Genomic DNA, 23,247 nt, shown 5'->3' on the forward strand with positions numbered 1-23,247 from the left:
ACCTATCCTTAATATAAATAAGGGAGTATGATAGAAACATTCAATAAATTTAACTGCCCCATAAGTATGACTAGCCCCTTAAAACGGATTCAAGAACATCCCTCGGAAGCTAAACGATTAATTGGGATTGAGTATGACCAGTTTTTTAGTTTAGTAGCTCTGGCCCAAATCCGGCATCAACAGAAGCAAGAAGAGATTGAATTAAATAAAGTACGGATTAATCTCGCTGGTGGTGGCAGAAAACCAGGAATGTTGGCTGACACCGGGGTTTGTTTATGCTTAGTATATTTAAGACAACAGCCGATATTTGAAATCTTAGGATTACTCTTTGATGTTTCTAAAACCAAAGCTAATGACGCTTTTCATTACTGGAGTGAAATCCTCAGAGAAATTTTACCAGCATCTCAGATAGAAGAAGTAGAAAATGACCTAATTGCTTATGCAGAACTCCGCCAAAAATTGACCGAATATCAATTAATAGTAGACAGCGAAGAGCAGCCTACAGCAAGACCTGTAGACTATCAAGAGCAAAAAAAGTATTACTCGGGTAAAAAGAAGATGCACACTCTAAAAAACCAATTAATTGTTTTACCGGACGGGACGGATATTATTGATGTAACTGTAGGAGAACTTGGCAAAACAAGTGATCTCAATTTGTTCCGAATGAACAAAGATAAATTTGACCTTACCCAAAAATTTTTAGGAGATAAAGCTTATGTAGGAGAAGGGGCAATTACTACTCCTACTAAAAAACCTAGAAACGGTGAACTTACGGAAAATCAATTGTTAAGTAATAAAGAGTTGTCAAGCCAAAGAATAGTAGTTGAACATCTGATTGGTAAGCTGAAGATATTCCGAGTTGCCGAGCGAAAAATTCCGGCTGGCTCGTTCTCGATATAAATCGGTAATTTTAACAGTATGTGGATTAGTTAGACTCAGGCTTAAAAGGTTAGATTTACTAAAAATTGGGCAACGCCTAGCCGGGTGTCAAACTTGATTAAATTCGGGCTACGTTTCTCAAAACTTTTAGCTTTATTAAACAAAAACTTCTCAAACCCTTATGTTATCGTTCCTTATTTTAATCGATCACCGTCTAGTAATATTGGCTAAAACATAAGCTGTATAAGGAACCTGTAATTTGCGGAGAGGTCTAATAATCCTTTTAGGGCGCGCAGGATGCCCACCCCACCAGAAAATTGAATTTTTGTGGAATAGGCCGGAAAGCCTGTTCTTGAGAATCGTGCAACATAGGAGTTATTACAAATAAAAATTACATAGGGACAGGGCGGGTTTATAAATATTGTGGATATGTGAATTACAGATTGTTCGTAAAACCCGCCCCTACAAATATTGCGGTTAATTTACCCAAAACAATCTAATTTAATCACTCGGCAAACTCAATTTTAATACCTGTCCAACAGATACCTCGTGCTTGTGTGTCGCTACTACCACCGCACCTTCTAATCGCGGATCGTAACATCCAACCCAAGCCGCAGGATGGCATTCGTGCACTAAATACCCGTACAGCCAAATCGCTCCTCTACCTTCAATGACAATTCCTTGGCTTAATTGAACATCTTGAGGAAGTTTCAAACCTTGTAAATCATCGGGTGTGATAATACCGTCTTGAGTTGTAATCCGCAAGCGCAAATGTTGGTAAGCTAAACCATCTTGAGTTTGATTGGGGATTATTTTTAATTCAATAGGGTTCATTGGATGCACAAAAGTTGAATGCTGCGATAAAATCATATACCTTTTAGGGTAAATTGGGAATCCGATCGCCCACCTTGAGTCCCAATTGGGCCGCCCTTCCGCCTCTGAGTTCAATAACTCCGTCAACGGGAACATCCGGGCCGTAGTTGGGGCAGGTTTCGCTCAAACACGGCGGTACGTTAGGAATTATCGCCTGCACGACGCCTTCCCGCAGAAAAACCATATCGAGTTCAATCAACACGTTTTTCATCCAAAAACGCACGTTTCGCGCGGGTTCGATCGGGAAAAACATTCCCCTGTCATCGGGTAATTCTGTCCGAAACATTAAACCTGTTGCTTGTTCTTGGGGAGTTTGCGCCACTTCCAGTCCGATCGCGCTATCGGCTATAATCGTGTTAACCGAAATTGGCAAAACCTGACCCCTATCTATTCCGCCAAACAGCGATATAAAGTTTGATTCAGTCAGATTAGAATTTCCCGAAACAACTCCTAAATAATTACCAGAGTTTTTATCTTTCATAACAGTTTGGTTATCGGAAACAGAAAGCTCCAAATCGCTAAACTTCATGCCTTCAGTCAAGACAATTTGATCATTGCCGTTGCCAAAATCTGTGATTGTATCAGCTTCTGTAATAGTAGATGCGGCGGCGGTTCTTTCAATCACAAATAAATCATCGCCCGCGCCTCCTGTCAAGATATCCCCGCCTTCGCCGCCTATTAGCAAATCGTTACCCCGATCGCCAAACATCCAATCCGACTCTTGTCCTCCATAGATTGTATCGCTTCCCTGCCCGCCAGACAGCGTATCAGCGCCTTCATTTCCTGCTAGCAAATCATTTTCCCGATCGCCAAAAATTAGGTCGTTTCCCCCCAAACCTTGAACAGTATCATTACCCGCAAATCCTCTAATCGTATCGTTGCTGAGAGTTCCCAGGAGAAAATTGAAGCCGAAAGTACCGTCGATGTTAACCATTTTGCGTTTAATAAGAGGAAACTTTGGCGATCGGCATCCGCCAACCAGTACCAAAAGCTCGATCGCTAATTTTCAAACCCGGGGCTGCTTGCCGCCGTTTAAACTCCGCTTGCCTGACTAATTTTACTACACGTTTCACCACCGCTTCATCGTGTCCCGCCGCGACAATTTGTTGGGCAGATTCGTGATGTTCGATAAACCGCTGCAATATCTCATCCAAAACATCGTAAGCAGGCAAAGAATCTTGGTCAATTTGTCCCGGTTTCAGTTCAGCACTCGGCGCTTTACTAATAATATTAACCGGAATAATTTCCTTTCCCGACTCTGTCTGATTTTTTACCTTCTCCCTCCCAGAATTCAGCCACCCACAAAGCGAATAAACGCGAGTTTTCGGCACATCAGAAATCACCGCCAATCCCCCATTCATATCGCCGTAGAGAGTGCAGTAGCCCACCGCCATTTCCGACTTATTGCCAGTCGAAAGCAGCAAATGTCCGAACTTATTAGAAATTGCCATCAACAGATTGCCTCGAATCCGCGATTGAATATTTTCCTCAGCAATCCCGAAAGTTGTATTGACAAACAAATCGGCGAGAGTGCGATCGTAAGTTTTCATCAAATCGCCGATCGGCAATAGTTCGATCGCGATGCCCAGATTTCGGGCTAATTCCAAAGCATCATTAACCGAATGATCCGAACTGTAAGGAGAAGGCATCAGCACCCCTAGAACATTTTCGGGCCCGATCGCGCAACTGGCGATGGCCGCCACCAAAGCCGAATCTATCCCGCCACTCAAACCAAGTACAACCTTAGAAAAACCGCACTTGCGAACATAATCTCGCACTCCCAAAACCAAAGCAGCCCAAATTTCTGCATCTCCAACCGCCGGATAAAAACTCAGCGGCGCCGCCTCAAGTCCTGCTGCACTTTGCTGATGGCTGCCCACTAAATCTGGTTTAGCTGCGTCATATTCCAGAACCGCAAAATCAGTTTCAAAAGAAGCTAATACCTCAATCAAATCACCCTTTCGATTCACCGCAAAACTGCTGCCGTCAAAAATGATATCGTCATTTCCCCCTACCTGATTAGCGTAAATAATCGGTATCCCGCAGCGGATGACGCTGTGCTGCAACATCGCCGACCGCACTCCCCGCTTCCCCGCACAATAAGGCGATGCCGACAAATTCACCACTAAATCTACGCCCAATTTTGCCAAATCGGAAACAGGATCGCCCGCGTAACTGCGTTTACCCCAAAACTCCTCATTGTTCCACAAATCTTCACAAATAGTCACGCCGATTTTGACTTCGCCAATAGAAAAGTAATTGCTGTTTTCTCCCGGTTCAAAATATCTATCTTCATCAAATACATCATAAGTAGGCAACAAGCGTTTATGAAAAACTTTTTCTACAGCACCATTTTGCAACAAAACAGCGCTGTTAAATAATGATTTTCCCCCGAGTTGAACAGCATTAGCATTAGGTACGGCAGTGCCGACTATGACTGCCAAATCCGCCGGCAAAGCTTGCGCCAGTTGCTGCAACTGTGCGCCTGCGGCTGCAATGAAACTCGGATCGATCAACAAATCGCGCGGCGGATAACCGATCAGGGAAAGTTCCGGTGTTAGCAATAAGTTTGCGCCCTCAACCTCCGCTTTTTTCGCAGCCTCCAGAATTAGGTTGGAGTTGCCAAAGATGTCACCAATCGTAGGGTTGAGTTGTGCGATCGCAATTTTCATATTACCTGCATCACTACCATAAATATTGCTAACAGTCCGCCCGCGCGGACTCGATTTCCTATAGTCCTAGATTTGAATATAGGGAAACTTTACTCAGATTTGTAATGTTTCAATTCTTCGTCAATATAATAATTTACCAAATCCCGGTAAATATTTTCAACCACATCAGGATTCAAACCTGATTCTAAAGCCCACTCGCGCCGCTGCTGTAACATAGCATGAAAGCGATCGGGCGCTCTAACGCCAGCTTCACTCGTTTTGAACCTTGCTGCCGCGACGACGTATTTAAATCTCTTGCTCAAAGCGTCGATCACTTCTCGATCGATGATATCAATTTCCTCCCGAACTTCGTGAATATTAGCGCATTCATCAGGGTCTTTCATAGCCCGCACTCCTTAATAGCTTCTCTTCTAATGTTACTCAATTGATCCCCGAATGTCATCCAAGGAACAGCTAGATAAACACCAGCGGCTTATTTTTGAAAGGAGCAAAAGCGGCCGCATCAAAGCGGTACAAACTAGCAGGGCGGCCAGCCCCCCGCGAAACCTTGACACCGGTATCGCACAAAAAACCCAATTTTAACAATCGAGATCTAAAATTAGAATAATCAGAAAAACTTTCTCCCAAAATAGTTGTATACAATTGATACAAATCGCTCAAAGTAAAAAGCTCCGGCAAAACTTCAAAAGCTACCGGACTGTATTCAAGTTTATTCCGCAGTCGTCGGTATCCGTATTCGAGAATTTGATTGTGATCGAAAGCCAGCTTAGGAACTTGTTGCACGGGATACCAAGCAATGCCGCCGACGCGGTGGCCGACACCCGCCACTACACTCCCAGCAATTAACTCAGCTTCCTCAAAGCGAACCAAAGCAAAATAACTGACCGAAAGATAGCGATCGCCCCTGGTAAGTTCCCGAGGATCGCGCCCCGGTTCTCCGAAAGTATACAATTGCTCCAGATACAAATTTTTTACCCGAATTTTTTCAGACAAAATTCGGTAAGCCGCATTTTCAAGAGACTCTCCGTGCCGCACCAAAGTACCGGGAAGACTCCAAGAATCGATAAACGGTTCGTCTTGCCGCATTACCAACAGCACCAACAAGCGGTTCTGCACGGCATCGACGGAGAAAATCACATTATCTACTCCTACTTTAAAGTCAGCTAATGAGCAACCTTCGCCCTTTTTTGTGCCTCGTGCCATGCGTACAAATGCTCCCTATTGATGTAATCTTCGATGGTCGGAGTCAGAGCTTCCTTGTCTCCTGTTTCCCGATAGAAGGTAGAAGAAACATTGGGAGCATTTAAAGATGCGATCGCCACCTCTGCACCCATCCGCCTCAACTGCCACAAATCTAATTGTTCTGACGGATAACCCGGTCGCGGTACTATCAGCAACTCCACTTGTTTTAACAATTCTTCAAATTTGTACCAGCGAGACAGTTGCCCCACCAAGTCCGAACCTATTACCAGCGTCAAAGCTGCATCCGGCCACAGCAATCTTGCTTGTTCCACAGTTTCTAGCGTCCTCGGACTGCTGAGTTCTGGATGCAAGCAAAGATTGTGTCTCGGCGAATTAATTTCTTGAATGATTAACAGCAGCATTGCCGATCGGTGTTTTAGAGAAGTTTGGTGCGACTTAAAAGGATTGTCCGACGCCCAAACTGCTACCCAATCAAAATTTTGGGAAAGCCAATTCAGGATAGTTTTGTGTCCCGCTGTAGGCGGATCGGCACTGGTTCCAAAAAGAGCAATCTTCTGCATAGGGAATCGGTAATGGGTAATTGGGAATTGTTGACGGTTGACTGTTGACTGTTGACGGTTGACTGTTGACTGATGACTGTTGACTGTTGACTAATGACTGATGACTAATCACTAATGACTAATGACTAATGACTACTGACTACTGACTCTTTTTCGTTTTTTGGGTGAGACTCTGCAAATCTGGAGAAATTTCCACCGGCGGCGAAATCGGGTTATCGAGTTGCCGAGTTTCGGCTCGAAGACTCGCGACAGAAGCAGCAGTTCGTTTGGCAATATCCTCCAAACTTTCATGGTTCTGCACTCGTTTCCCATCCTTGACAACCAACTCCATTAATGGTAATTGAGAATCGCAATTGTGAATAATTTCCCCGGACAATCCCAAACAATCTCCGAGAATTTGCCCATTTTCAATATGTCTAAAAATTTGCTTTCTTCCTGGATATGTTACCTTGCCGCTTGCCTCCTTCATCACCGGAATTCCGTCAATTTCCACCAACTTATAAACACCGTTCACAGGCGAACCGCTCACCAACTTCGTTCCCAAACCGTAACCGTCAATGCAAGCGCCGCTACTTTTTAATTTAGCAATTTCTCGATCGTCCAAATCGCCGCTAGCAAAAATTGGAACGCCCGGAAGGAGCGATCGCACTTCCCGAGACAGCACCGCCAAATCGCCCGAATCGAGCCGCACGCCTTCCAACTGCATTTCACCGCTATTTACTCGATCGGCCAACATCCGCGCCGCTGCCACAGTATTATAAGTATCGATCAGCAGCGGTGCCCCGGGAAAACAGCGGTGAAAAGCTGCAAACGCCTCATTTTCGCTACCTTCTAGAGCCGCCACAGCCATTACCAAAGCATGAGCCATAGTACCTACAGGTTTGCGGCCCAACTTCAAAGCAGCCAAAACATTAGAAGTTCCGTCGAACCCAGCAGCCAGAGCCGCCCTAGCAGCCCACACAGCAGCTTGAGGCCCAAAAGCCCTGCGCGTCCCGAATTCCAGCAACTTAGCATCCGGGCCCGCGACATCCCGCAGCCGCGCAGCCCGCGTCGCAATCAAAGTTTGATAATTTATCGCATTCAACAAATAAGTTTCCACCAACTGAGCCTGCCACAGAGGAGCCTCAATTCGCAGCAGCGGCTCGTTGGCAAACACCGCCGTCCCCTCCGGCACCGCCCAAACATCGCCAGTAAAGCGGGCTGTGGCGAGTAGAGTCCAAAATCGCTCCGGGGCACCTGCAAAAATCCCAGTGGACTGCAAAGCCTGAATTTGCGCCGGAGAAAACCGAAATTTCTCCAGATAGTCGATAACTTGAGCCAAACCCATCGCGATCGCGTAGCCAAAACCCTCTGGCAGCCTGCGCGCGAACAACTCAAAACTCGCTGCCCGCCCGTCGAGCCCTTCCCCAACGTAACAAGCCGCCATCGTTAGCTGGTAGAGATCGGTCAAAAGGCTGTAATCTGCTGAGGAAACAGTCAGTTCTCGGTCTTCTTGGATTTCTTCAAAACCTGTGAGCTGCAAGCTTTCTGTGGTAGTTTTCATAAGAAAAACCCCGAACAAATTTCTTTGTTTTAATTATAGTGACTAACACCATATCTTTTTGTAAATTTTTGATAAAGATTGCAGATATTTGTCTGAATAATTCCTTGAGTACGGCGGTGAGTAGCAGATTTGAGGTGGCTTGAGGCGTGATATTATGGTAGAATCCATAAAAACACCTCATTTAACAAACTCAGGAATTAACCACAAACACTCAAGCGTTCCAGGTTTTTTACGAAAATATCTGGTTGCAGCCCTCGAACAGAGTTAGAAAACCCGGTTTCTGAGCGTCGGGAGTGCGATCGCCACTCCATGAGTTGAGCAAGGAAAAATCTACCAGCAAAAGGTCGATCGCCCACAAATGCGTAATTCCTAAAACCTTCAGTTTGCTTCTATGTTGCAGACTAATAAGTAATTCAAATAAATATTGCTAAAGTAGTTCAAAGGCAAAAAATCAGAGTAGTCTAAAAGTATTCCAAGCCACAGAAGAGAGGCGGATTTTATGAATCTTTATAAATCTGTTGTAAACGCAATGCGTTACGTTTCGGAAGGAGCCTCGCGGATTTTTAGACGCAGCGATGACGATTATCCCAACAGTGGCGTTCAGCCTTTTGAAGGTACGCCATCTAAAGGCTCTAAACGGGAAAAATGAGCAGCCGATCGGGGATTTTATAGCGATGCAGGGAAAGGCATTCTGTTTAACAGTCAACAGTTAATTGTTAATTGTTAATTGTTAATTGTTAATTGTTGACTGTTAACTGTTGACTGTTAACTGTTGACTGTTAATTGTTAATTGTTGACTGTTAATACTAATTGTAGGTTGGGTTTCACTTCGTTCTACCCAACCTATCAATTACCAATTACCCAAAACTGATTCAGAAAAAAGGCGATCGCAGCACTGCCGATCGGCACGCTCAAATTGTCAATTCCCCACTTAGAAACCGATTCTAAACTAGCAGCAACCAAAGCCACAACGGCAGACACCGCCCAAGTTTGCCAAATATTGCCTTGAACCGCCAGCAAAATCAAACTGCTAACAGCAAAACTCACCAAATACATAGTTGCAGAACCTTCCCAACTCTTCTGCATTCCCCCAACTCGATAAATATGTTTGCCGTATTTCTGGCCGATGACAGCAGCCAATCCGTCCCCCCAAGTCATGACTAAAATGCCCAAAGCAGCGTACTCCTGATGCTGTAGCGGCCAAAACCAAGCGACGAGAATGCTGATAGTAACAGCATAGAAAAAAGTCCCCCAACTCTTCCGGTTGATGCTGTTAAGACTGGGTAAAATCGGAACTTGGTAGGAAATTAAGGCGATCGCCGCCGCTAAAATTCCCGCCGAAATTCCCACCCAACCGGGTATTTCCAGCCACCACGCCAGCAAAATCACATTTCCAGTACCGATGTGCACCACCTTCCGCGATACCTCAGCATCGACAGAAGTAAAGCGATTTAAGCCCTCAGCTACCAGTAAAATCAAGCCCAGCCAGACTCCCACGAGGGAAATTTGCAGCCACACAGTCGGAACTTCAGAAAATATAGACACGATATTTAGGAAACACTTATTTACATCAGGCACTGTTTACTACTTTAGTGGAAAGCGCGATCGATCTTAGAACCCCGCAGCCTTAAAGTGCTGCGGGGAGCTGGCTGTTATGTTTTTTGAGGTTAGTCTACTTAAAACCTGTGCTATGCTATAAGCAAGTCTAGAGAAAAAGCTATGACTATTTTAGTAGAAGAACTTTTGAATACCTTTGAGCTATTAACAGACTCAGAGCGGTTATATTTGGTATTGGAAATTTTGAAACGGACGGTTGATTTAGAGTTTCCACCGCTGTCTGATGACGATTTAGTTCTGAATGCTGAGGGAATTTTTTTATAGTTTGATGAGGAAGAATCCGTATGTGAATAGTCCAGAGCGTGGTGAAATCTGGTTAGTCGATCTAGGTTATATTGCGAAAGTCAGACCATGTTCTGTCGTGAGTATTCTTGCTTTAAATCAAGACCGAGCCTTAGCGACTCTAGTGCCACATACAACAAGTCTACGCGGTTCTAGATTTGAGGTAAAAGTCAAAAATAAGTTCCTCCGAGAAGGAGTATTTGAGGTACAAAATATGATTACAATTCCTCATTCAAAGCTTCTACGCAAATTGGGAAGTCTGACATCAGAGAAAATGCTCGAAGTAGAAGAGGTAATACTTTAGTGGTTGGGATTTCAAGAGGAAAATGCTGAGAAAGAAGAGGAGTAAACCGAACCCTTGAAGTTTTGAAATTATCAGAGAATCTGACTGCTATGCAATATGTATTAATTATTCATGAAGTAGAAAACTATGAAGCTTGGAAACAGGTATTCGATCGTGCTGAAAGCATCCGAAAAGAAGCTGGCGAGCGCTCCTATCAAGTCTTGAAGTATGACAATGAACCCAACAAAATTGTTCATTTCTCCGCCTGGACATCAATCGCAGATGCTAGGGCGTTTTTTGAGTCGCCTAGACTGGTTAAAATTAGAGAAGCAGCCGGAGTTAAAGCTCCAGAATTTATTTATCTAGACCAATTAGAGTCAGGAGTATTATGAAAGTAACAATACTCGGCGGTTTCAACCGGCTCAACACAAACGAATACTCGGCGGTTTCAACCGCCGGGTATTCTGTCGAAATCCTACGCTTTCACAACTCCCGTTTCAACAACTCCCGTACAGCCGCAAAAGCCCTTGGACGCAACTCGACGGGCAGCAGCGACAATCCCAAACCCGCCCACATTTTCGCCTCAGAAACAGACTTTCCAGCTCGCACCATCAGGCGCCCTTTTGCAGTTTCACCCACCTCAATCAGCCGCAAACCCAGCGCTAATTGAGTTTCTGCAATCCTTTTGAGCCTTACTGTTTCCAACTTCTCGGAATCAAATTCGTAGCAGATCAAATAGCGCAATTTATCGCTTAAATACGGAATTGCCCGATCGACTCCTTGCTGTCCTGCATGAACTCGATACTCCATCAACAGCTCCGGCAAGTAATAGCACTTTTTGCCCGCAATCGCAAGTCTCACAAACAAATCGTTATCTTCGCAATTTTGCCAATTCGGGCGCAGAAATCCGACTTCTTCCAGCGCGCGGCGGCGAAACAAAGTTGCCCCTATTTGCAAACTTTGTCTCACAAAAACTGTGGAGAGCAAATCTTCAATAATTCCAGCCGACAACTCGGTGCGGCCCCACCGCTGCGAATTCATTTTCGTCTGATTTTCGTCAATATAATTGTGAATGTCGATCACCCAGTGATCTGTACTGACAAAATCAATGCTTGGCTCTCGATCTAAGATAGCAGATGTCCGCTCTAGAAATTGCGCGCTGAGGCGATCGTCATCGTCAAACTTGATAAAATATTCGCCCCTTGCCGCCGCAAAGCCCGATCGCATATTATTGCTTTTGCCGATATTCTGCGGGTGGCGAATGTAGCGAATCCCGCCATCGACAAATTCCGACATTAACAGCGGAGTGCTGTCAGTTGAGCCGTCATCGCAGACAATTAATTCAAAATCTGTATAAGTTTGAGCTAGCACGCTGGCGATCGCACTAGCCAGCAGATGCACTCGATTGTAAGTAGGAATGCAAACGCTAATTTTGGGCACCTTAGACAATTTTCTATTTTAGATTTGAGGTAACTAAAAATTTACAACTATGCTGATAAAAAAAATCCGGCAGTCGCATAGTTTTTTACCCATTGGTATTAACAAATTTCACTCCCGGGACAGTTGATTTTAACTCAAACGAGCCGTACATTCGAGAATTAACTTTTGATTCACCAAAGCAAAGGGTTGAATTTCCAAAGCGCGGCGAAAAGCTTGAATAGCACTTCTGTATTCTCCCAGGGCAGCGTAGCACAAACCCAGGCCGTGCAGCGCCCCAAAATGAACCGGGTTCAGTTTGAGGACGGTTTCGCAGTCCTGGAGCGACTTTTTATAATTTCCTTGGGTATAGTGAAGTACGGCGCGCCGGTTCCAAGCTTCAGCAAAATCAGGCGCTTCGGAGATCAGTTGTGTCAGCAAATCCAAAGCGTGGGGAACATCGCCTGCATCTATCGAAACTTGCGATCGCCTGAGAATTTGCATCCCATACTCACCCTTCTGGTTAAACCAAGTGCGCCAGAGTTCTGTAGTTGCCCGATCGCGCACGCTTTCGTCGGGCTTTTTCAAGTCTTCGAGCAGCGCCTTGACAGATAATTCGTCCATAGGTGCGAGGATTGTTAAAAAGGTTTTATCAATCAATTTTATCGCGCAAGCGGCAACTTTATTTATCCCACATCCCATGAAGATTTTGATGCTTTCCTCGACTTTTCCCTATCCGCCAAGCCGCGGAGGAACTCAGGTAAGGACGTTTAATTTATTGCAATACTTGAGCCAGCGGCATGATGTAATTCTCGGCACTGTGCGATCGCCCGATGTCACCGATTCACAAATCGACGCATTGCGCCAGCAAGTTCTAGAATTGGCAGTTTTTCCCCATCCGCAGACACCCCCCCAACCCCCCCTTGCTAAGGGGGGGCTAAGACTCCACCAGGAGACTGAGGAAGGATTCTTACCTCCCCCCCTTAACAAGGGGGGGACTGAGGGGGGGTTATTTCCTGCCCTTAACCAGGGGGGGTTCTCTGAAATAATAGGAAAATTCCAGAGATTCAGTCGATTTTTGCAGTCGGGAACACCTCCCAACGTACTCTCAAGCTACTCGCAAGCAATGCAGAATTGGGCAGACGAATTGGTAACAACAGGCAAATGCGATGCTGTCACCTGCGAACACAGCGTTAACGAGATTTACGTGCGTCCAGAATGGCGGCAAAAAGTGCTGACAGTGGCAAACATTCACAGTTCCGTTTGGGGAACTTGCAGGGAAATGTTAGCAACCGGCACCTCCGAAAAACCCCTGCGCGATCGACTGAATTTACCGCTACTCGCCCGCTACGAAAAACGCTACTGTTCCAAATTCTCCCGCATTGTCGCGACAACATCCACCGACAGAGAGCAACTCCTAGAATTGCTTTCGCCTCCGGTTCACGTGCGAGGGAAACAAGATTTTTTTGTACCTCCCATAGATGTAATTCCTAACGGCGTGGATTTAACTCAATTTCCGTATCGGTCGATCGATCCGGGAGGACACACCTTAATTTTTGCAGGCGCAATGAACAATTTGCCCAATATTGACGCGGCGAGGTTTCTGAGTTTGCAAATACTGCCGCCTTTGCAGCAGCGCTATCCCGATGCTACCCTCACCTTAGTAGGGGCTTCGCCAGTCCCGGAAGTGCTCGCCTTGGGGAAACTTCCGGGAATTCAAGTAGTAGGCCGGGTGCAAAGGGTGGCAGAATATTTGCATCAGGTTGCTGTTTGTGTGGTGCCGATGCGGATTGGTTTTGGAATTAAAAATAAAACTTTGGAGGCGATGGCGGCGGGAACCCCTGTGGTTGCTAGCGATCGAGGTTTGGAGGGTTTAGCCGTCGATGGCGACCCACAACTGATAAGGGCCTTGCGGGCGAACAAAGTTCAGGAGTATGTTGAGGCGATTACGAGTTTGTTTGAAAATCAGCAGCTAAGACAGGATCTCTCTGCCAGTGCGCGATCGCTGGTTGAAAGCCACTACACCTGGGATATCATAGGTCGGCAGTACGATCGGCTATTGCAATTTTAAACTCTAAATTCTAAAATCTAAATTCTAAAATGGGACGATGGAACACAAAATTAACCCCTCAAAAAATCGAGCCAAACCCCCAGAAAATAGCAAAGTTGCTCCTCCTCCGACAAGACGCCGCCGCCAAACCAGGCGCCCCAAAAATCTTAAAGAGTCCCAGCTTCTAATAACTGCTCCCCTAACTCCCGCCAAATATCCCTGGAAAAGACTGGTAGCTAATTTGACAGCCCTCAGCGTCTTGTGTGGCTGTGCAGCTTTGATGGGAGGCGGCGCTTGGCTGAGTTATCAGCTAATTGTCGATCCCAACGGCAACAAGTTGATCTCTCAGTTTGTGCCGGAATGGTCGCGTCTGCCTACAGGTAGCAGAGATTCCATCGAAACTCTCGATCAAATCAAAGCCAGCGTCCGCAAATTGGGATTCGTAACCGGAGAACCCCTCCCGCTTCCCGTCGATCGATCCGGCGATAATTCTGTTGCCGATTTGCTTTTGCCGGTGATGGTAGAAAGAACTGTTAAGGCTTCTACTGTTTGCAAAAATCCTTGCCGTCAAATTGTCGAACTTCGGGTGTACAAGCGGGTGCAGTTTCCCGATCGCAGTTCCGATAAAGAGCAGTATTTTCAGCTAGCCAGTTCTATGAATATAGAAGGCCCGGCGGAATCTTTTGTCATGGCTTCTTTAGCTGACTCTACATCTGACAATCAAGCCTCGAATCAGTCGTTACCCCTAACAGAACTGCGCCGCTTTGACGGAAAGCCCCCCGCCTCGGGCATTTGGTTGAATGTCAGCGGTAAACTAATGCGGGGCGACAAGAAAATTCCCTACGGACAAGTCGTTCGCTACAACCCCAGCCAAAATCATTTAATCTCGCTTTTGGATTGGGCGAGTGCGGCCGGACAACCGCCGAATTGGCAACAAATTGTTAAGGGTTCAAATCCGCAGTTGGCGATCGACCAAACAGTTGGTTTAGAGCCACAATTTACCCTTTATCAAATTGGCCCGCGCAAATTTTTGCCGAACCCAGTTCAGTTAACGGCGATTTCTTTAGAAGAGTTTGCCTTCAATGACGAGACTTACAAAAATGGGCTGCGACTTGCCAAAAGCGGGCTGTGGTCTCCAGCATTAAATGTCATGCGTGTGGCGAAGGGGAAAGCCGGCAAAAATTGGCCCGCTGTCGCGCAAGCTCAGCTAGAAACGATCGAATTTCACGCTAAAATTACTCGGGCTCAGGCGATCGCATCTTGGGCCAGTCCCGGTCAACAAGTTCTCGCAGAATTGATAGACGGCCGTTGGAGCGAAGCTTTGCAAGTATTTGAAGCCGATCCGAGCAACAGTCACGAAATTGCCACCACCCTCAAAAATGACAGCGGGCGGATCTGGAACCGCATAGACGCCGCCTTGAGAGTGAATGCCGCTGACGCCGATGTCAAGGCTTGGGGCGCCCTGATTGTAGCGTCTCAAGACGGAACTCGCGAGGCGATGAATTGGCTCGACCAGCAATCAGATACTGACAGCGAAACAAGAAGTCGAATTCGGAATTTGGTCAACAAACTTGAGGAAGCAGTTTCTCAGGCTGAAAATCTAGAAGACCACAAAAGTCAAATTATGGGTTCTGCTACTTTAATTAGCAGTGTCAATCCCTCTGAGTGGCTGGAACCAGAACCGAACAACGAGTTAAAATTGGCGGGAGAACAAGTTTGGTATCAGGTGCAAGTAGCGAGTTTTTACGACGGTAGCCGTTGGGTTAATTCGCCCTTTTCAGATGTAGAAGTGCGCTCTTTTCCTACTACTCAAGTCAAGTGGCTCTGGGGGCGGCTGGGCTTGCAGGCTGACCCCAAGATTAAGATTGAGGTAGCGATGGCTAACGGTCAACAAAGAGTTGCTGTGGGAACGGTGAAAGCAGTGCAGATTCAAGACGGAAGTCTGCGCTTGCTGGCGGCGGTTGACAAGCGATCGTAATCTGGCAGAAAGCATTCGGCAGAGAAAACAGTCCCGAACGCACTCTCGACACCAAGAAACCGGGTTTTTTTACCGTTTCTGCCGATTGCAACAGAAGTATTTTCGTAAAAAAACTCGGTTTCCGGCCACCCATGCGTCCAAAACTAGAAAGAAGGAAAATGCTTTCTTCTCCCCCTCCCGCAACTCATCGAGAGGCGCAATCTCAAAACTCTTCCCCTCCCCACTTATCGCTCTCGGACAACAATGCAGACAAAAATTTTGTTAATTTAATTAACGCCACTTGCGCACAAAAAACTCAGAGATGTCAAATCGCGCCCTTTTTAGAGAGTGCTGCAATCATCTGTTGTTTCACGGCTTTAGCCCAAAGCTCAAACTCCAAACTGTTGATATTGTTAATTTTCACTTCCTCAACAGGCTGATCGGGGGCTTCCTTCTGTGCTGTAGTCTCCATTGTTTTTTTCCTCGTCCAAAAAATGTTAGTAGTCGATCGCAAACGGTTAACGTCATACATCTATTTTATGAACTAATTCCTGCGATTAATTACACTAAAGGCAGAGAATTACACCATAAAATGCAGTAAATACATTGAGATAATGCAATTTACGAATTTAATGTAAAAAAATCCTACAACCCTTGCTATATATAGGCTTTTCCTGACATTAAAATCTTACAATTTACATTGTCTGGCACGATCAAACCAATAGTTATGTTAGTAAACTTATTTTTCAATGAATGTATTGACATATACAGCAGATAATAATTTTCTTGAATTCACATAGTGCCGTAAAGCCGATCGCCCGCATCTCCGAGTCCAGGTACAATATAGCCGTGTTCGTCCAAACACTCGTCAACTGCCGCCGTATAAATCTGCACGTCAGGGTGTTGTTCGTGAAAGTGCTTAAGTCCCTCCGGTGCCGCCAGCAAGCACAAAAACTTAATAGACTTCGGATTAACTTCTTTCAGCCTATCCACTGCCGCCACTGCTGAATTACCAGTAGCCAACATCGGATCGACAATTAAAACATCTCGCTGTTCGATATCCTGGGGAACTTTGAAATAATATTCGATCGCCATCCGAGTTGTCGGATCGCGGTACAAACCAATATGTCCTACCCTCGCTGACGGAATCAGTTCTAAAATACTATCTAACAATCCCTGACCGGCGCGCATAATCGAAATAATGACCATGTTCTTTTCCGCAGCCAGCATCGGTGCATTCATTTTTGCGATCGGCGTTTCTATTTGTTCGTATTTTAGCGGCAAATCTCGCGTCACTTCATAAGCTAGCAGCATCCCAATCTCTTTCAGCAGTTGGCGAAATTTCGCCGTGCTCGTTTGAGTTTGCCGCATTAGAGTTAACTTGTGCTGTATCAAAGGATGGTCTATGACAGTAACTTTAGCACTCATTTTTTTGAACAATTAATTTGCTTTATTCTAACTTATCAGTCATCGAGCCATTCTTGACGCAAAAAAACCCGGTTTATAGCCGCCCCTGCGTCCAGGACTACTTATATCAAACCCGTATAGAAAACACGAATACCGAGCGAATAAAATTCGCTTCTACACTTATCTTTTTTCCGCGCAGCGCGATACTAAGTATGCGAGGTTTGAAAATACACAAATATGTCATTCTCTCGTTTCCTCTCCTTCCGGCCCTCTTCCTGGGAACGCATATCCGGGGCCAAAAGCCTCCCGACTGGTCTCGCTCGCTTTCTCGCGCTCCGTCCAACCCTGTTAACACAGATCCGGAGTTTCGCACGGAAATCTTCCGGAACTTTTAGGAGCAGACATGAATCTTAGAAAGTATCAGCAGAAAACCTATTTTTTCGATTAATTCACTAATCCAAAAAACCTGAATAGGAACTGCACATGAGGTAATAAGCTTGGCTTGAATGGCTTTTCATCTTTCCACATGAAGGCGTCCATATCCAAGTTTAAAGAAGCTTATCTAAATTTAGCTTCAATTTTTTAGGGTGCTCCTAACACACAACTTAACTTATTAAGGAGAACATCCATGAAGTTTGTAAAACTATTGCTAGCTACGGCATTAATGACTGCTTCTATCAGCCCCGCCTTTGCTAATCCGGCAGTTCAAATTTTAGGTGCAAGCTACGGCGGTAGCGGTTGCCCAGATCGCTCCGCCAGCGTCAGCGTCAGCCCCGACGGTCAAGAACTCACCATCCTATTTGATAAGTTTGCAGCCCTGGGAAATGTCTCAGCAGAAAGCCGGAAAAGCTGCAATCTGAGCATTCCCATCAAAGTACCCCAAGGCTTCCAAATTTCTATTTACGATGCTGATTATCGCGGCTACGTGGCTCCTAAAACCACAGGCAACCTGCGAGCTGAATACTTTTTTGCTGGAACCCGCGGCCCAGTTTTTAATCGGAATCTCAGCGGCGAAACTAACTACAATGTTCGAGATAGCTTAGCCACTGTAGCTAATGTTTGGTCTCGCTGCGGCGACAGTGTAAATATGCGAGTAAATGCTGCAATGACAGCCCGCGGTGCTGGTATGGCAACGGTTGACTCCTTCGATTTGGCTCATCGCGGTTTAGTTTATCACGTCAAATATCGCACTTGCCGCTAAGCAGCTTGTGGGGAGTGTAGTGTGAGGAATAGTTTTCAGGTTTGAATTTTGAATTTTGAGTTTTAAGTTGGAAGAGGGATAATTTTCCCTCTTCCCTCTTCCCTTTTCCCTTTTCCTTTTCCCTTTTCCTTCTTCCCTTTTCCTTCTTCCTGACATCCGTTACATCCGTTATAGAATCCGTTGCCGAACTTCCTTCTTCCTTTTTCCCTCTAAAACACAGTGCCGTCACTTTCAATCTGAATTGGTGGCACTCCACCAGCCCTCAATTCAGCCGCAATTTTCCGCCCCGCCGCCCAAGTTCCTCCTTGCAAAATCTTCACCAGCGGCAATTGATCCGCACTCAAATGCAGCTTTTCTCGAATAGCTGCGGCAATTTTATCTAAAAGATTGACAGTGAGCGATCGCCATTCTACTATAACTTCCTCACCCGGCAAGTAACTCTGCTCAAAAATAGCCGAATCTTTTGCCTGAAGCAGTCCGATATCCAAACACAAACCGCCGTTTCGGTACTCCGGCAATCCCGTTAACTCATCCAATCCAGTCACTTCTAAACCCATTTCTTGCAGCGGTTCCAACAGCGAATAAGTCAACCACTGCGATAGTTTGTGAAACGGCACGAATTCATCTCCCAGATTTTCTCCTATTAAGGCTCGATGCTGCCAAACATCGCCTAAATTAACTCCACCAATTGCATATCTTCCGGGCCAAATTTCCCCAAAACCTGTCAAAACAGCGTTCAATACTTCAGAAGCTTTCACCGTTTTGAGTCCAGAAACCCGACTGTCGAACAAGTATTTTGCCAAATTGCCGGGACGCGGGTTTTCGCTGCCAAATAATAATGGATGCTGGCAAATAGCATTTCCCAAACGCTGCAATAATTCTAATCTGCCTGTTAGACCAACTAGCGGATTGTCTCGACTTACCTGAAATCCAGCAGCTAAGGTTTCTAGTTTTAACTGAGAAAGTCCGCGATAATCAGCTTGCCAAGGAAAATCGGGATTGCTGGAAAAAAAACCTTGAAAAAACATCCGCAAGCTGGCTATTGCTAACCCTTCAGAACGGCGGTAAACCTGTCCGGTTTCGGATTCGCAATACTGCCAATCTGCACCAGCACCAGCATCAAGCAAAACGCTGATAATTGCTAAATCAAATTTGATCTTAGCTTGGTCTATGAGTGCAAATTGTGCTAAAGCTGCATCCAATTCTGCGAGTCGCGACAGGTTGCCGGCTTCAAAATGTCGCCAGCGACTGTGAAAGGGAATGTTAAAATCGGGATACTGTTGGCGCGTTGTCTCAATTACATAATTTGCTGCTTTGTCGAGTTGGGATAAATCGACGCGGAAGTAGCGAAGTTTGTCAAGGCGAGCTAAATCAAAAAGCCGATCGCACTTTTGGCGAATAGCAGTCGGGGTTCTCAGATATTCTACAGTCTCAAGTTCAATATTGTGCAACTTCATGCAACCAAACACCGATAAACATCGTTTTCTTGAAAAAAGTCAAACTGACTGTAATCTAAAAGATTATCTAAAATCGCATTTTTATCGATTTTTATCAGCTTATATTCCCACTTCGACCCGCTGACTTCGCGTTTTATTTGATCGGAAACTATGACTGAATTTCTTTCTCGACCCGGAGTTACTATTTTACTTAAATCTTCCAGCCTGTCGGCTATGTTAATATCTTTTCCGTAAGTGCAAGACCTAAATATATATAAATTTCCCTTAGCAACTCCCACCGACAGGCCGCAAGGTATTTGATTGGCGCGAATAAAAAGTTTCCAATTCTCGCACAAACTTTCCATTGCCGCTAAGGCTGAGTGAGATTCTGGAAAAGTCAACAAATGCGAATCCCCAACAATACTCCGAATTGTACCGCCGTATTCTTCGCAAATTGTTTTTTCAAAAGTATCAAAGTTTGTGAGCAAATATTCAACGTCTTTGATAGAATTAGATTCTTGATAACCAATAAAACCTCTCAAATCTGCTTTAATTATTGCTTGATTTTTTATGATTCGCGTTTTGTAACTTTGGTCAACTTTGTAGACTTTTTCAGGTTCGCTCATCCCTTTCAAAGAAAACTCGTTGACAAAAGACGTTTGCACTTCTGCTTTGTTGAGCGCCAGCCATGCTGCTTGGGACAAATATATTTCATCTGGCGGAGTTACTGATTCTATGCGCGCTGTTAAATTCACCGTATCGCCAAAGATATCTTTATCTTGATGCAAGACATCTCCTAATGTAATCGACACGCGGATAGCCAATCGTTCGTCGTTCGCCTTGCTAGATTGCTGCGCTCTCAATTCTTGCTGCATTTCTATGGCTGCTACAGCCGCTGCTGTGACGCTGGGAAAAATTATCCAAAATGAATCACCTTCCCCTTTTATCACGCTGCCTTCATTTCTGGTGCTAATATCTGAAACAAAATTTTTATGCTCGTTTAACAAACTACTTAAGTCCGACTGAGATAATTTTTTGACTCTGACGGTATATCCGCAAATATCTGTTTTTACGATCACAGTAGAACGCAAATTAGCCATAACCTACCCTGACTGATCAAAAACCAGCAATAAATTTTATTTAGCAAAGACGCAATTGTTCGCGCCCGATCGATCGCGTCTTTGCCCTCTCAATCTCCTAAATCGCGTCCGATCGCTTCTGCAAGAATTGTAGCATCTGGCACAGGGTCTGGCGTGTAGTAGCCGGCGGCTTTTTTGGCAACGATTTCGACTTGTGCGTCTGCGGGAATCCAATCTTCAGGAATGGGGATGCGATCGACCACCTGAATTCCAGAATTGATAATCGCATTGTATTTCATATCGCTCATAGAAACTAAACTGTCAATTCGAGAGATACCCAACCAGTGCAGCACGTCTGGCATTAGTTCTTGAAACCGCATATCTTGAACTCCCGCCACGCATTCAGTGCGCGTAAAATAGGCATCAGCGCGATCGCCGCCTTCCTGCCGTTTTCTGGCATTGTACACCAAAAACTTAGTCACTTCCCCCAAAGCTCTCCCTTCCTTGCGGAAGTAAACTATTACCCCAGAACCGCCGGATTGTGCCGTTTGGATACAAATTTCAATCCCGTGTACCAAATAAGGGCGGCAAGTGCAGATATCCGAACTGAAGACATCTGAACCGTTGCATTCATCGTGTACCCGTACCGCCAACTGCTTGTCGGAGTCAGAAATATTCGCGACATCGCCAATGATATAAACCGTAGTTCCGCCAATTGGCGGCAAGAAAACGTGCAAGTCCGGCCGCGTCACTAAGTCCGAGAACATTCCGCCTGTTTGCTCGAACAAGACACGGCGAAGAACGCTTTCTTCAGCGCCGATCCGCCTAGCAATTCCCGGCAAATACCATACCGGGTCGATCGCAATTTTAGTGACTGCTAAATTGCCGCCTGCTTTGACTATTTTGCCATCAATTTGCACCCGCCCCTTAGCAATAGCATCTTGCAACTCCGGCATATTAATGTGAGCTTTAGTGACAGCAATTGTCGGTCGAATATCGTATCCCTGCTGTAAAAATGAAGTATAAATTTCGCTGACCAAACCTCCAAAGGGATCGAGAGAAACAATCAAATTGCGATCGCCCCAACTCGGGTGTGGCCCGATGTGTGCGGCCGGAGATGTGTTGGTAAAATCGGGGCGGTGATCTGCTTGGAGTGCGCCGGAAGCAACTGCTAGCGCTCGATAAACAGAGTAGGAACCCGAATGAGTGCCGATCGCATTCCGGTGAGACGATTTGCTGAGGCTACCAATAACAGGCCCCCGTTTCACGGGATCGATTTCTCCCCAGTAAATGGGATGAGGTTTTGTGCCGGATCTGTCGGGATGGGATGTTAAAACTATATGCTTCGGTTTTGACACAGTTTTTTTTGCTCTTGCTATGGATGCTGCTGTTGGTTGTAAGCCGAACCGCAATCTGAAACAGTGATTCATCATACCAACACTACACACCTCCCTGGTTGAAACAATCGCGCTACACACACAACCCTTTCTCGGCGTAGGTTTCAGGATAACAGGAGGTTTTCGTCGGATTAGATATAAGTTCAGAGTTCAATCTTTTCCAGTATAGCCAACACCAAAGACAGCACAACTGCCAAAGGCAAATGTTGAATTTTTAACAGATGCGAAAAAAAAAGATTTGAGATTCTGAGCCGCAGATGTGCAGTCAATCTCAAATCTCAAATCTCAAGTGGAATATTTTTGCTCAAAACGCCTTAATCCAGACTTTGAGGGTGACAGAATTCCATTAAAATTGCCTCGCCTTCGTCGCGCGAGTCCAATTCCTGCGCGGCCCGCTTGAGATAGTTTTCCGACAGCAAGCGGCTGGAAATTTTGTGCGGTATAAACCAGCGATGACGCCACCGCAAACAAAGCGAAAAAGCCACCGCTTCGGGAAAAGAATAAGTGGACTGTCGCCGAATTTCCAAACCAGCAACTTCTCCAGCTTTACTCAGACTTTTGTGAGTGAATTGTATGATGTTGCGGGGGAAATAAGCACTGTACCACGTGCCACCGCCAGCCAAGCAGGCGCGCCGATTCGCAGTCAGCGTTCGGTACAGCCACCCAAATATAACCGTTGGGTTCCAGCAATTGCTTCATGCAGTCGAGTGTTCGTGCGGGCGAAGGTGTTGCCATCAAAACGTGGGAACAGGTGATAACATCAAACTTTTCCTCGGTACCGTTTTGTGCGATATATTCTTCCAAAGTGCCTGTAAAAACATCGAGCCCGCAATCGCGGGCCGCCGCCGCCGCAGATTCCGCAGGCTCAACCCCTTTAACTTCAACTCCCAGCTTTTTGAAGACTTGCAGAAAAGAGCCTCCGCCGCATCCTACGTCCAATAACCGCTTGCCGACAGGGACAGGAATGTGCCCGTACTCGCCCCGCCGCTTTGCTTCTTCCACTACTCGTTCCTCATCCTCAACGCGAGTGTTGTAGCACAGATAATCTGGGGGATAATAGGGAATCAATTCCTCCCATGTAGGTTGGGGATTGAGAAATCCTAGCCCGCAATCGTCACAGCCGAAAAGCGACCATTTCAGTGGTTCTTTAGGGGCATCGGAAGTGCCAGCTTTGTTGCGGAAACGGATATTTTGTGAATTGCAAACAGGGCAACTTTTCAGTTTTTGCATGGTTCAGTTTCACGATTTGTACAGTTGCTAAGGGCAGTGGGACGACCACAATTTATTACCATTAGCTGGGCTGGTAGAGTACACCCCTGCAAGCAGATCGAAAACTAGGTTTATTTGCAAATCAGTATTTGTAGATGCTCGGCTTGTTGGCGCTCGACCCCC

At 45.7% G+C, this 23,247-nt stretch carries 27 protein-coding genes; 8 read left to right on the forward strand and 19 right to left on the reverse strand.

All coding sequences use genetic code 11. From position 1 onward, the window contains the following. The first annotated feature begins 27 nt into the window (after positions 1–27). Positions 28–900 (forward strand): transposase family protein, encoded by an 873-nt coding sequence (locus tag QUA78_RS11870; RefSeq protein WP_333398810.1) that lies wholly within the window; start codon positions 28–30, stop codon positions 898–900. 480 nt (positions 901–1,380) lie between these two features. Here the strand turns inward: QUA78_RS11870 and crn3 are convergent, their stop codons facing one another. From crn3 to QUA78_RS11910, 8 genes are all read right to left on the reverse strand, one after another. Next, the gene (gene crn3, locus QUA78_RS11875) at positions 1,381–1,713 is read right to left on the reverse strand and encodes a CRISPR-associated ring nuclease Crn3/Csx3 (RefSeq protein WP_190741266.1); all 333 of its coding nucleotides are present in this window, start codon (positions 1,711–1,713) and stop codon (positions 1,381–1,383) included. A 43-nt stretch (positions 1,714–1,756) separates the two neighbouring features. Beyond that, a complete protein-coding gene (locus tag QUA78_RS11880) occupies positions 1,757–2,686 on the reverse strand; it encodes a DUF192 domain-containing protein (protein ID WP_333300922.1) in 930 nt (309 codons plus the stop codon). 7 nt (positions 2,687–2,693) lie between these two features. Beyond that, a complete protein-coding gene (locus tag QUA78_RS11885; protein WP_333300921.1) occupies positions 2,694–4,424 on the reverse strand; it encodes an NAD+ synthase in 1,731 nt (576 codons plus the stop codon). Between the two features lie 89 nt (positions 4,425–4,513). Further along, positions 4,514–4,807, reverse strand: coding sequence for an isochorismate lyase (locus tag QUA78_RS11890; RefSeq protein WP_333300919.1), 294 nt, complete (start codon positions 4,805–4,807; stop codon positions 4,514–4,516). Positions 4,808–4,877: 70 nt separating this feature from the next. Then, the gene (locus tag QUA78_RS11895; RefSeq protein ID WP_333300917.1) at positions 4,878–5,627 is read right to left on the reverse strand and encodes an NrtR DNA-binding winged helix domain-containing protein; all 750 of its coding nucleotides are present in this window, start codon (positions 5,625–5,627) and stop codon (positions 4,878–4,880) included. Next, positions 5,588–6,187: a nicotinate-nucleotide adenylyltransferase gene (locus QUA78_RS11900; RefSeq protein ID WP_333300916.1), complete on the reverse strand. Its 600-nt coding sequence runs from the start codon at positions 6,185–6,187 to the stop codon at positions 5,588–5,590. The genes QUA78_RS11895 and QUA78_RS11900 overlap by 40 nt, the downstream gene beginning before the upstream one ends. A gap of 139 nt (positions 6,188–6,326) precedes the next feature. Then, entirely contained in the window at positions 6,327–7,730 is a 1,404-nt protein-coding gene (locus tag QUA78_RS11905) for a nicotinate phosphoribosyltransferase (protein ID WP_333300914.1), read from the reverse strand. Between the two features lie 229 nt (positions 7,731–7,959). After that, positions 7,960–8,088 (reverse strand): hypothetical protein, encoded by a 129-nt coding sequence (locus QUA78_RS11910; RefSeq protein WP_333300913.1) that lies wholly within the window; start codon positions 8,086–8,088, stop codon positions 7,960–7,962. A gap of 141 nt (positions 8,089–8,229) precedes the next feature. On the opposite strand from QUA78_RS11910, the gene QUA78_RS11915 reads away from it, so the two are divergent. Beyond that, entirely contained in the window at positions 8,230–8,379 is a 150-nt protein-coding gene (locus QUA78_RS11915) for an isochorismate synthase (RefSeq protein WP_333300911.1), read from the forward strand. Positions 8,380–8,576: 197 nt separating this feature from the next. Here QUA78_RS11915 and QUA78_RS11920 read toward each other — a convergent pair whose 3' ends face one another. After that, positions 8,577–9,275, reverse strand: a complete 699-nt coding sequence (locus tag QUA78_RS11920) for a diacylglycerol/polyprenol kinase family protein (RefSeq protein ID WP_333300910.1) — start codon at positions 9,273–9,275, stop codon at positions 8,577–8,579. A gap of 174 nt (positions 9,276–9,449) precedes the next feature. Between QUA78_RS11920 and QUA78_RS11925 the strand changes: the two genes are divergently transcribed. The 3 genes from QUA78_RS11925 to QUA78_RS11935 all read left to right on the forward strand — a co-directional run bounded on the left by QUA78_RS11925 (position 9,450) and on the right by QUA78_RS11935 (position 10,304). Then, on the forward strand, positions 9,450–9,611 hold the full coding sequence (locus QUA78_RS11925; protein WP_333300908.1) for a hypothetical protein: 162 nt from the start codon (positions 9,450–9,452) through the stop codon (positions 9,609–9,611). Positions 9,612–9,615: 4 nt separating this feature from the next. After that, positions 9,616–9,933, forward strand: coding sequence for a type II toxin-antitoxin system PemK/MazF family toxin (locus tag QUA78_RS11930; protein WP_333398812.1), 318 nt, complete (start codon positions 9,616–9,618; stop codon positions 9,931–9,933). Positions 9,934–10,022: 89 nt separating this feature from the next. Then, positions 10,023–10,304 (forward strand): antibiotic biosynthesis monooxygenase, encoded by a 282-nt coding sequence (locus tag QUA78_RS11935; protein WP_333398814.1) that lies wholly within the window; start codon positions 10,023–10,025, stop codon positions 10,302–10,304. A 91-nt stretch (positions 10,305–10,395) separates the two neighbouring features. Here QUA78_RS11935 and QUA78_RS11940 read toward each other — a convergent pair whose 3' ends face one another. Both QUA78_RS11940 and QUA78_RS11945 read right to left on the reverse strand, forming a co-directional pair. Continuing rightward, a complete protein-coding gene (locus tag QUA78_RS11940; protein ID WP_333300942.1) occupies positions 10,396–11,352 on the reverse strand; it encodes a glycosyltransferase in 957 nt (318 codons plus the stop codon). A 129-nt stretch (positions 11,353–11,481) separates the two neighbouring features. Next, positions 11,482–11,952 carry a tetratricopeptide repeat protein gene (locus QUA78_RS11945; RefSeq protein WP_333300903.1) on the reverse strand — a complete coding sequence of 157 codons (471 nt, stop codon included), beginning with the start codon at positions 11,950–11,952 and terminating at the stop codon, positions 11,482–11,484. A 76-nt stretch (positions 11,953–12,028) separates the two neighbouring features. Here QUA78_RS11945 and QUA78_RS11950 point away from each other — a divergent pair, with 76 nt between their 5' ends. Then, complete coding sequence (locus tag QUA78_RS11950) at positions 12,029–13,399, forward strand: glycosyltransferase family 4 protein (RefSeq protein ID WP_333300901.1); 1,371 nt, start codon at positions 12,029–12,031, stop codon at positions 13,397–13,399. Positions 13,400–13,436: 37 nt separating this feature from the next. Further along, positions 13,437–15,356, forward strand: a complete 1,920-nt coding sequence (locus QUA78_RS11955; protein WP_333300900.1) for a hypothetical protein — start codon at positions 13,437–13,439, stop codon at positions 15,354–15,356. A 304-nt stretch (positions 15,357–15,660) separates the two neighbouring features. Here QUA78_RS11955 and QUA78_RS11960 read toward each other — a convergent pair whose 3' ends face one another. Then, entirely contained in the window at positions 15,661–15,807 is a 147-nt protein-coding gene (locus tag QUA78_RS11960) for a hypothetical protein (protein WP_333300898.1), read from the reverse strand. 320 nt (positions 15,808–16,127) lie between these two features. Beyond that, on the reverse strand, positions 16,128–16,763 hold the full coding sequence (gene upp, locus QUA78_RS11965) for a uracil phosphoribosyltransferase (protein ID WP_333300896.1): 636 nt from the start codon (positions 16,761–16,763) through the stop codon (positions 16,128–16,130). A 607-nt stretch (positions 16,764–17,370) separates the two neighbouring features. Between upp and QUA78_RS11970 the strand changes: the two genes are divergently transcribed. Continuing rightward, positions 17,371–17,943 (forward strand): DUF4360 domain-containing protein, encoded by a 573-nt coding sequence (locus QUA78_RS11970; RefSeq protein WP_333300894.1) that lies wholly within the window; start codon positions 17,371–17,373, stop codon positions 17,941–17,943. On the opposite strand, the gene QUA78_RS11975 is transcribed toward QUA78_RS11970, so the two are convergent. The 6 genes from QUA78_RS11975 to QUA78_RS12000 all read right to left on the reverse strand — a co-directional run bounded on the left by QUA78_RS11975 (position 17,921) and on the right by QUA78_RS12000 (position 23,085). After that, positions 17,921–18,172 (reverse strand): hypothetical protein, encoded by a 252-nt coding sequence (locus QUA78_RS11975; protein ID WP_333300893.1) that lies wholly within the window; start codon positions 18,170–18,172, stop codon positions 17,921–17,923. The two genes, QUA78_RS11970 and QUA78_RS11975, sit on opposite strands and share 23 nt — an antisense overlap. Further along, the gene (locus tag QUA78_RS11980; protein ID WP_333300891.1) at positions 18,153–19,400 is read right to left on the reverse strand and encodes a URC4/urg3 family protein; all 1,248 of its coding nucleotides are present in this window, start codon (positions 19,398–19,400) and stop codon (positions 18,153–18,155) included. Before QUA78_RS11980 ends, QUA78_RS11975 begins: the two co-directional genes overlap by 20 nt. After that, entirely contained in the window at positions 19,397–20,479 is a 1,083-nt protein-coding gene (locus tag QUA78_RS11985) for an adenylate/guanylate cyclase domain-containing protein (protein WP_333300889.1), read from the reverse strand. Before QUA78_RS11985 ends, QUA78_RS11980 begins: the two co-directional genes overlap by 4 nt. A gap of 89 nt (positions 20,480–20,568) precedes the next feature. After that, on the reverse strand, positions 20,569–21,816 hold the full coding sequence (locus QUA78_RS11990; protein WP_333300887.1) for a GTP cyclohydrolase II: 1,248 nt from the start codon (positions 21,814–21,816) through the stop codon (positions 20,569–20,571). 353 nt (positions 21,817–22,169) lie between these two features. After that, on the reverse strand, positions 22,170–22,382 hold the full coding sequence (locus tag QUA78_RS11995; RefSeq protein ID WP_333300885.1) for a hypothetical protein: 213 nt from the start codon (positions 22,380–22,382) through the stop codon (positions 22,170–22,172). A gap of 19 nt (positions 22,383–22,401) precedes the next feature. Next, entirely contained in the window at positions 22,402–23,085 is a 684-nt protein-coding gene (locus QUA78_RS12000; RefSeq protein WP_333300884.1) for a class I SAM-dependent methyltransferase, read from the reverse strand. Positions 23,086–23,247: the final 162 nt, after the last annotated feature.

It is taken from the genome of Microcoleus sp. K4-B3, from assembly GCF_036704615.1.
Classification (GTDB): Bacteria; Cyanobacteriota; Cyanobacteriia; order Cyanobacteriales; family Microcoleaceae; genus Microcoleus.

Bases quoted from the DNA above. Each gene is read 5' to 3' on its own strand.
- QUA78_RS11870 (WP_333398810.1), top strand. From the start codon at position 28: ATGATAGAAACATTCAATAAATTTAACTGCCCCATAAGTATGACTAGC.
- crn3 (WP_190741266.1), bottom strand. From the start codon at position 1,713: ATGAACCCTATTGAATTAAAAATAATCCCCAATCAAACTCAAGATGGT.
- QUA78_RS11880 (WP_333300922.1), bottom strand. From the start codon at position 2,686: ATGGTTAACATCGACGGTACTTTCGGCTTCAATTTTCTCCTGGGAACT.
- QUA78_RS11885 (WP_333300921.1), bottom strand. From the start codon at position 4,424: ATGAAAATTGCGATCGCACAACTCAACCCTACGATTGGTGACATCTTT.
- QUA78_RS11890 (WP_333300919.1), bottom strand. From the start codon at position 4,807: ATGAAAGACCCTGATGAATGCGCTAATATTCACGAAGTTCGGGAGGAA.
- QUA78_RS11895 (WP_333300917.1), bottom strand. From the start codon at position 5,627: ATGGCACGAGGCACAAAAAAGGGCGAAGGTTGCTCATTAGCTGACTTT.
- QUA78_RS11900 (WP_333300916.1), bottom strand. From the start codon at position 6,187: ATGCAGAAGATTGCTCTTTTTGGAACCAGTGCCGATCCGCCTACAGCG.
- QUA78_RS11905 (WP_333300914.1), bottom strand. From the start codon at position 7,730: ATGAAAACTACCACAGAAAGCTTGCAGCTCACAGGTTTTGAAGAAATC.
- QUA78_RS11915 (WP_333300911.1), top strand. From the start codon at position 8,230: ATGAATCTTTATAAATCTGTTGTAAACGCAATGCGTTACGTTTCGGAA.
- QUA78_RS11925 (WP_333300908.1), top strand. From the start codon at position 9,450: ATGACTATTTTAGTAGAAGAACTTTTGAATACCTTTGAGCTATTAACA.
- QUA78_RS11930 (WP_333398812.1), top strand. From the start codon at position 9,616: ATGAGGAAGAATCCGTATGTGAATAGTCCAGAGCGTGGTGAAATCTGG.
- QUA78_RS11935 (WP_333398814.1), top strand. From the start codon at position 10,023: ATGCAATATGTATTAATTATTCATGAAGTAGAAAACTATGAAGCTTGG.
- QUA78_RS11945 (WP_333300903.1), bottom strand. From the start codon at position 11,952: ATGGACGAATTATCTGTCAAGGCGCTGCTCGAAGACTTGAAAAAGCCC.
- QUA78_RS11950 (WP_333300901.1), top strand. From the start codon at position 12,029: ATGAAGATTTTGATGCTTTCCTCGACTTTTCCCTATCCGCCAAGCCGC.
- QUA78_RS11955 (WP_333300900.1), top strand. From the start codon at position 13,437: ATGGAACACAAAATTAACCCCTCAAAAAATCGAGCCAAACCCCCAGAA.
- QUA78_RS11960 (WP_333300898.1), bottom strand. From the start codon at position 15,807: ATGGAGACTACAGCACAGAAGGAAGCCCCCGATCAGCCTGTTGAGGAA.
- upp (WP_333300896.1), bottom strand. From the start codon at position 16,763: ATGAGTGCTAAAGTTACTGTCATAGACCATCCTTTGATACAGCACAAG.
- QUA78_RS11970 (WP_333300894.1), top strand. From the start codon at position 17,371: ATGAAGTTTGTAAAACTATTGCTAGCTACGGCATTAATGACTGCTTCT.
- QUA78_RS11980 (WP_333300891.1), bottom strand. From the start codon at position 19,400: ATGAAGTTGCACAATATTGAACTTGAGACTGTAGAATATCTGAGAACC.
- QUA78_RS11985 (WP_333300889.1), bottom strand. From the start codon at position 20,479: ATGGCTAATTTGCGTTCTACTGTGATCGTAAAAACAGATATTTGCGGA.
- QUA78_RS12000 (WP_333300884.1), bottom strand. From the start codon at position 23,085: ATGCAAAAACTGAAAAGTTGCCCTGTTTGCAATTCACAAAATATCCGT.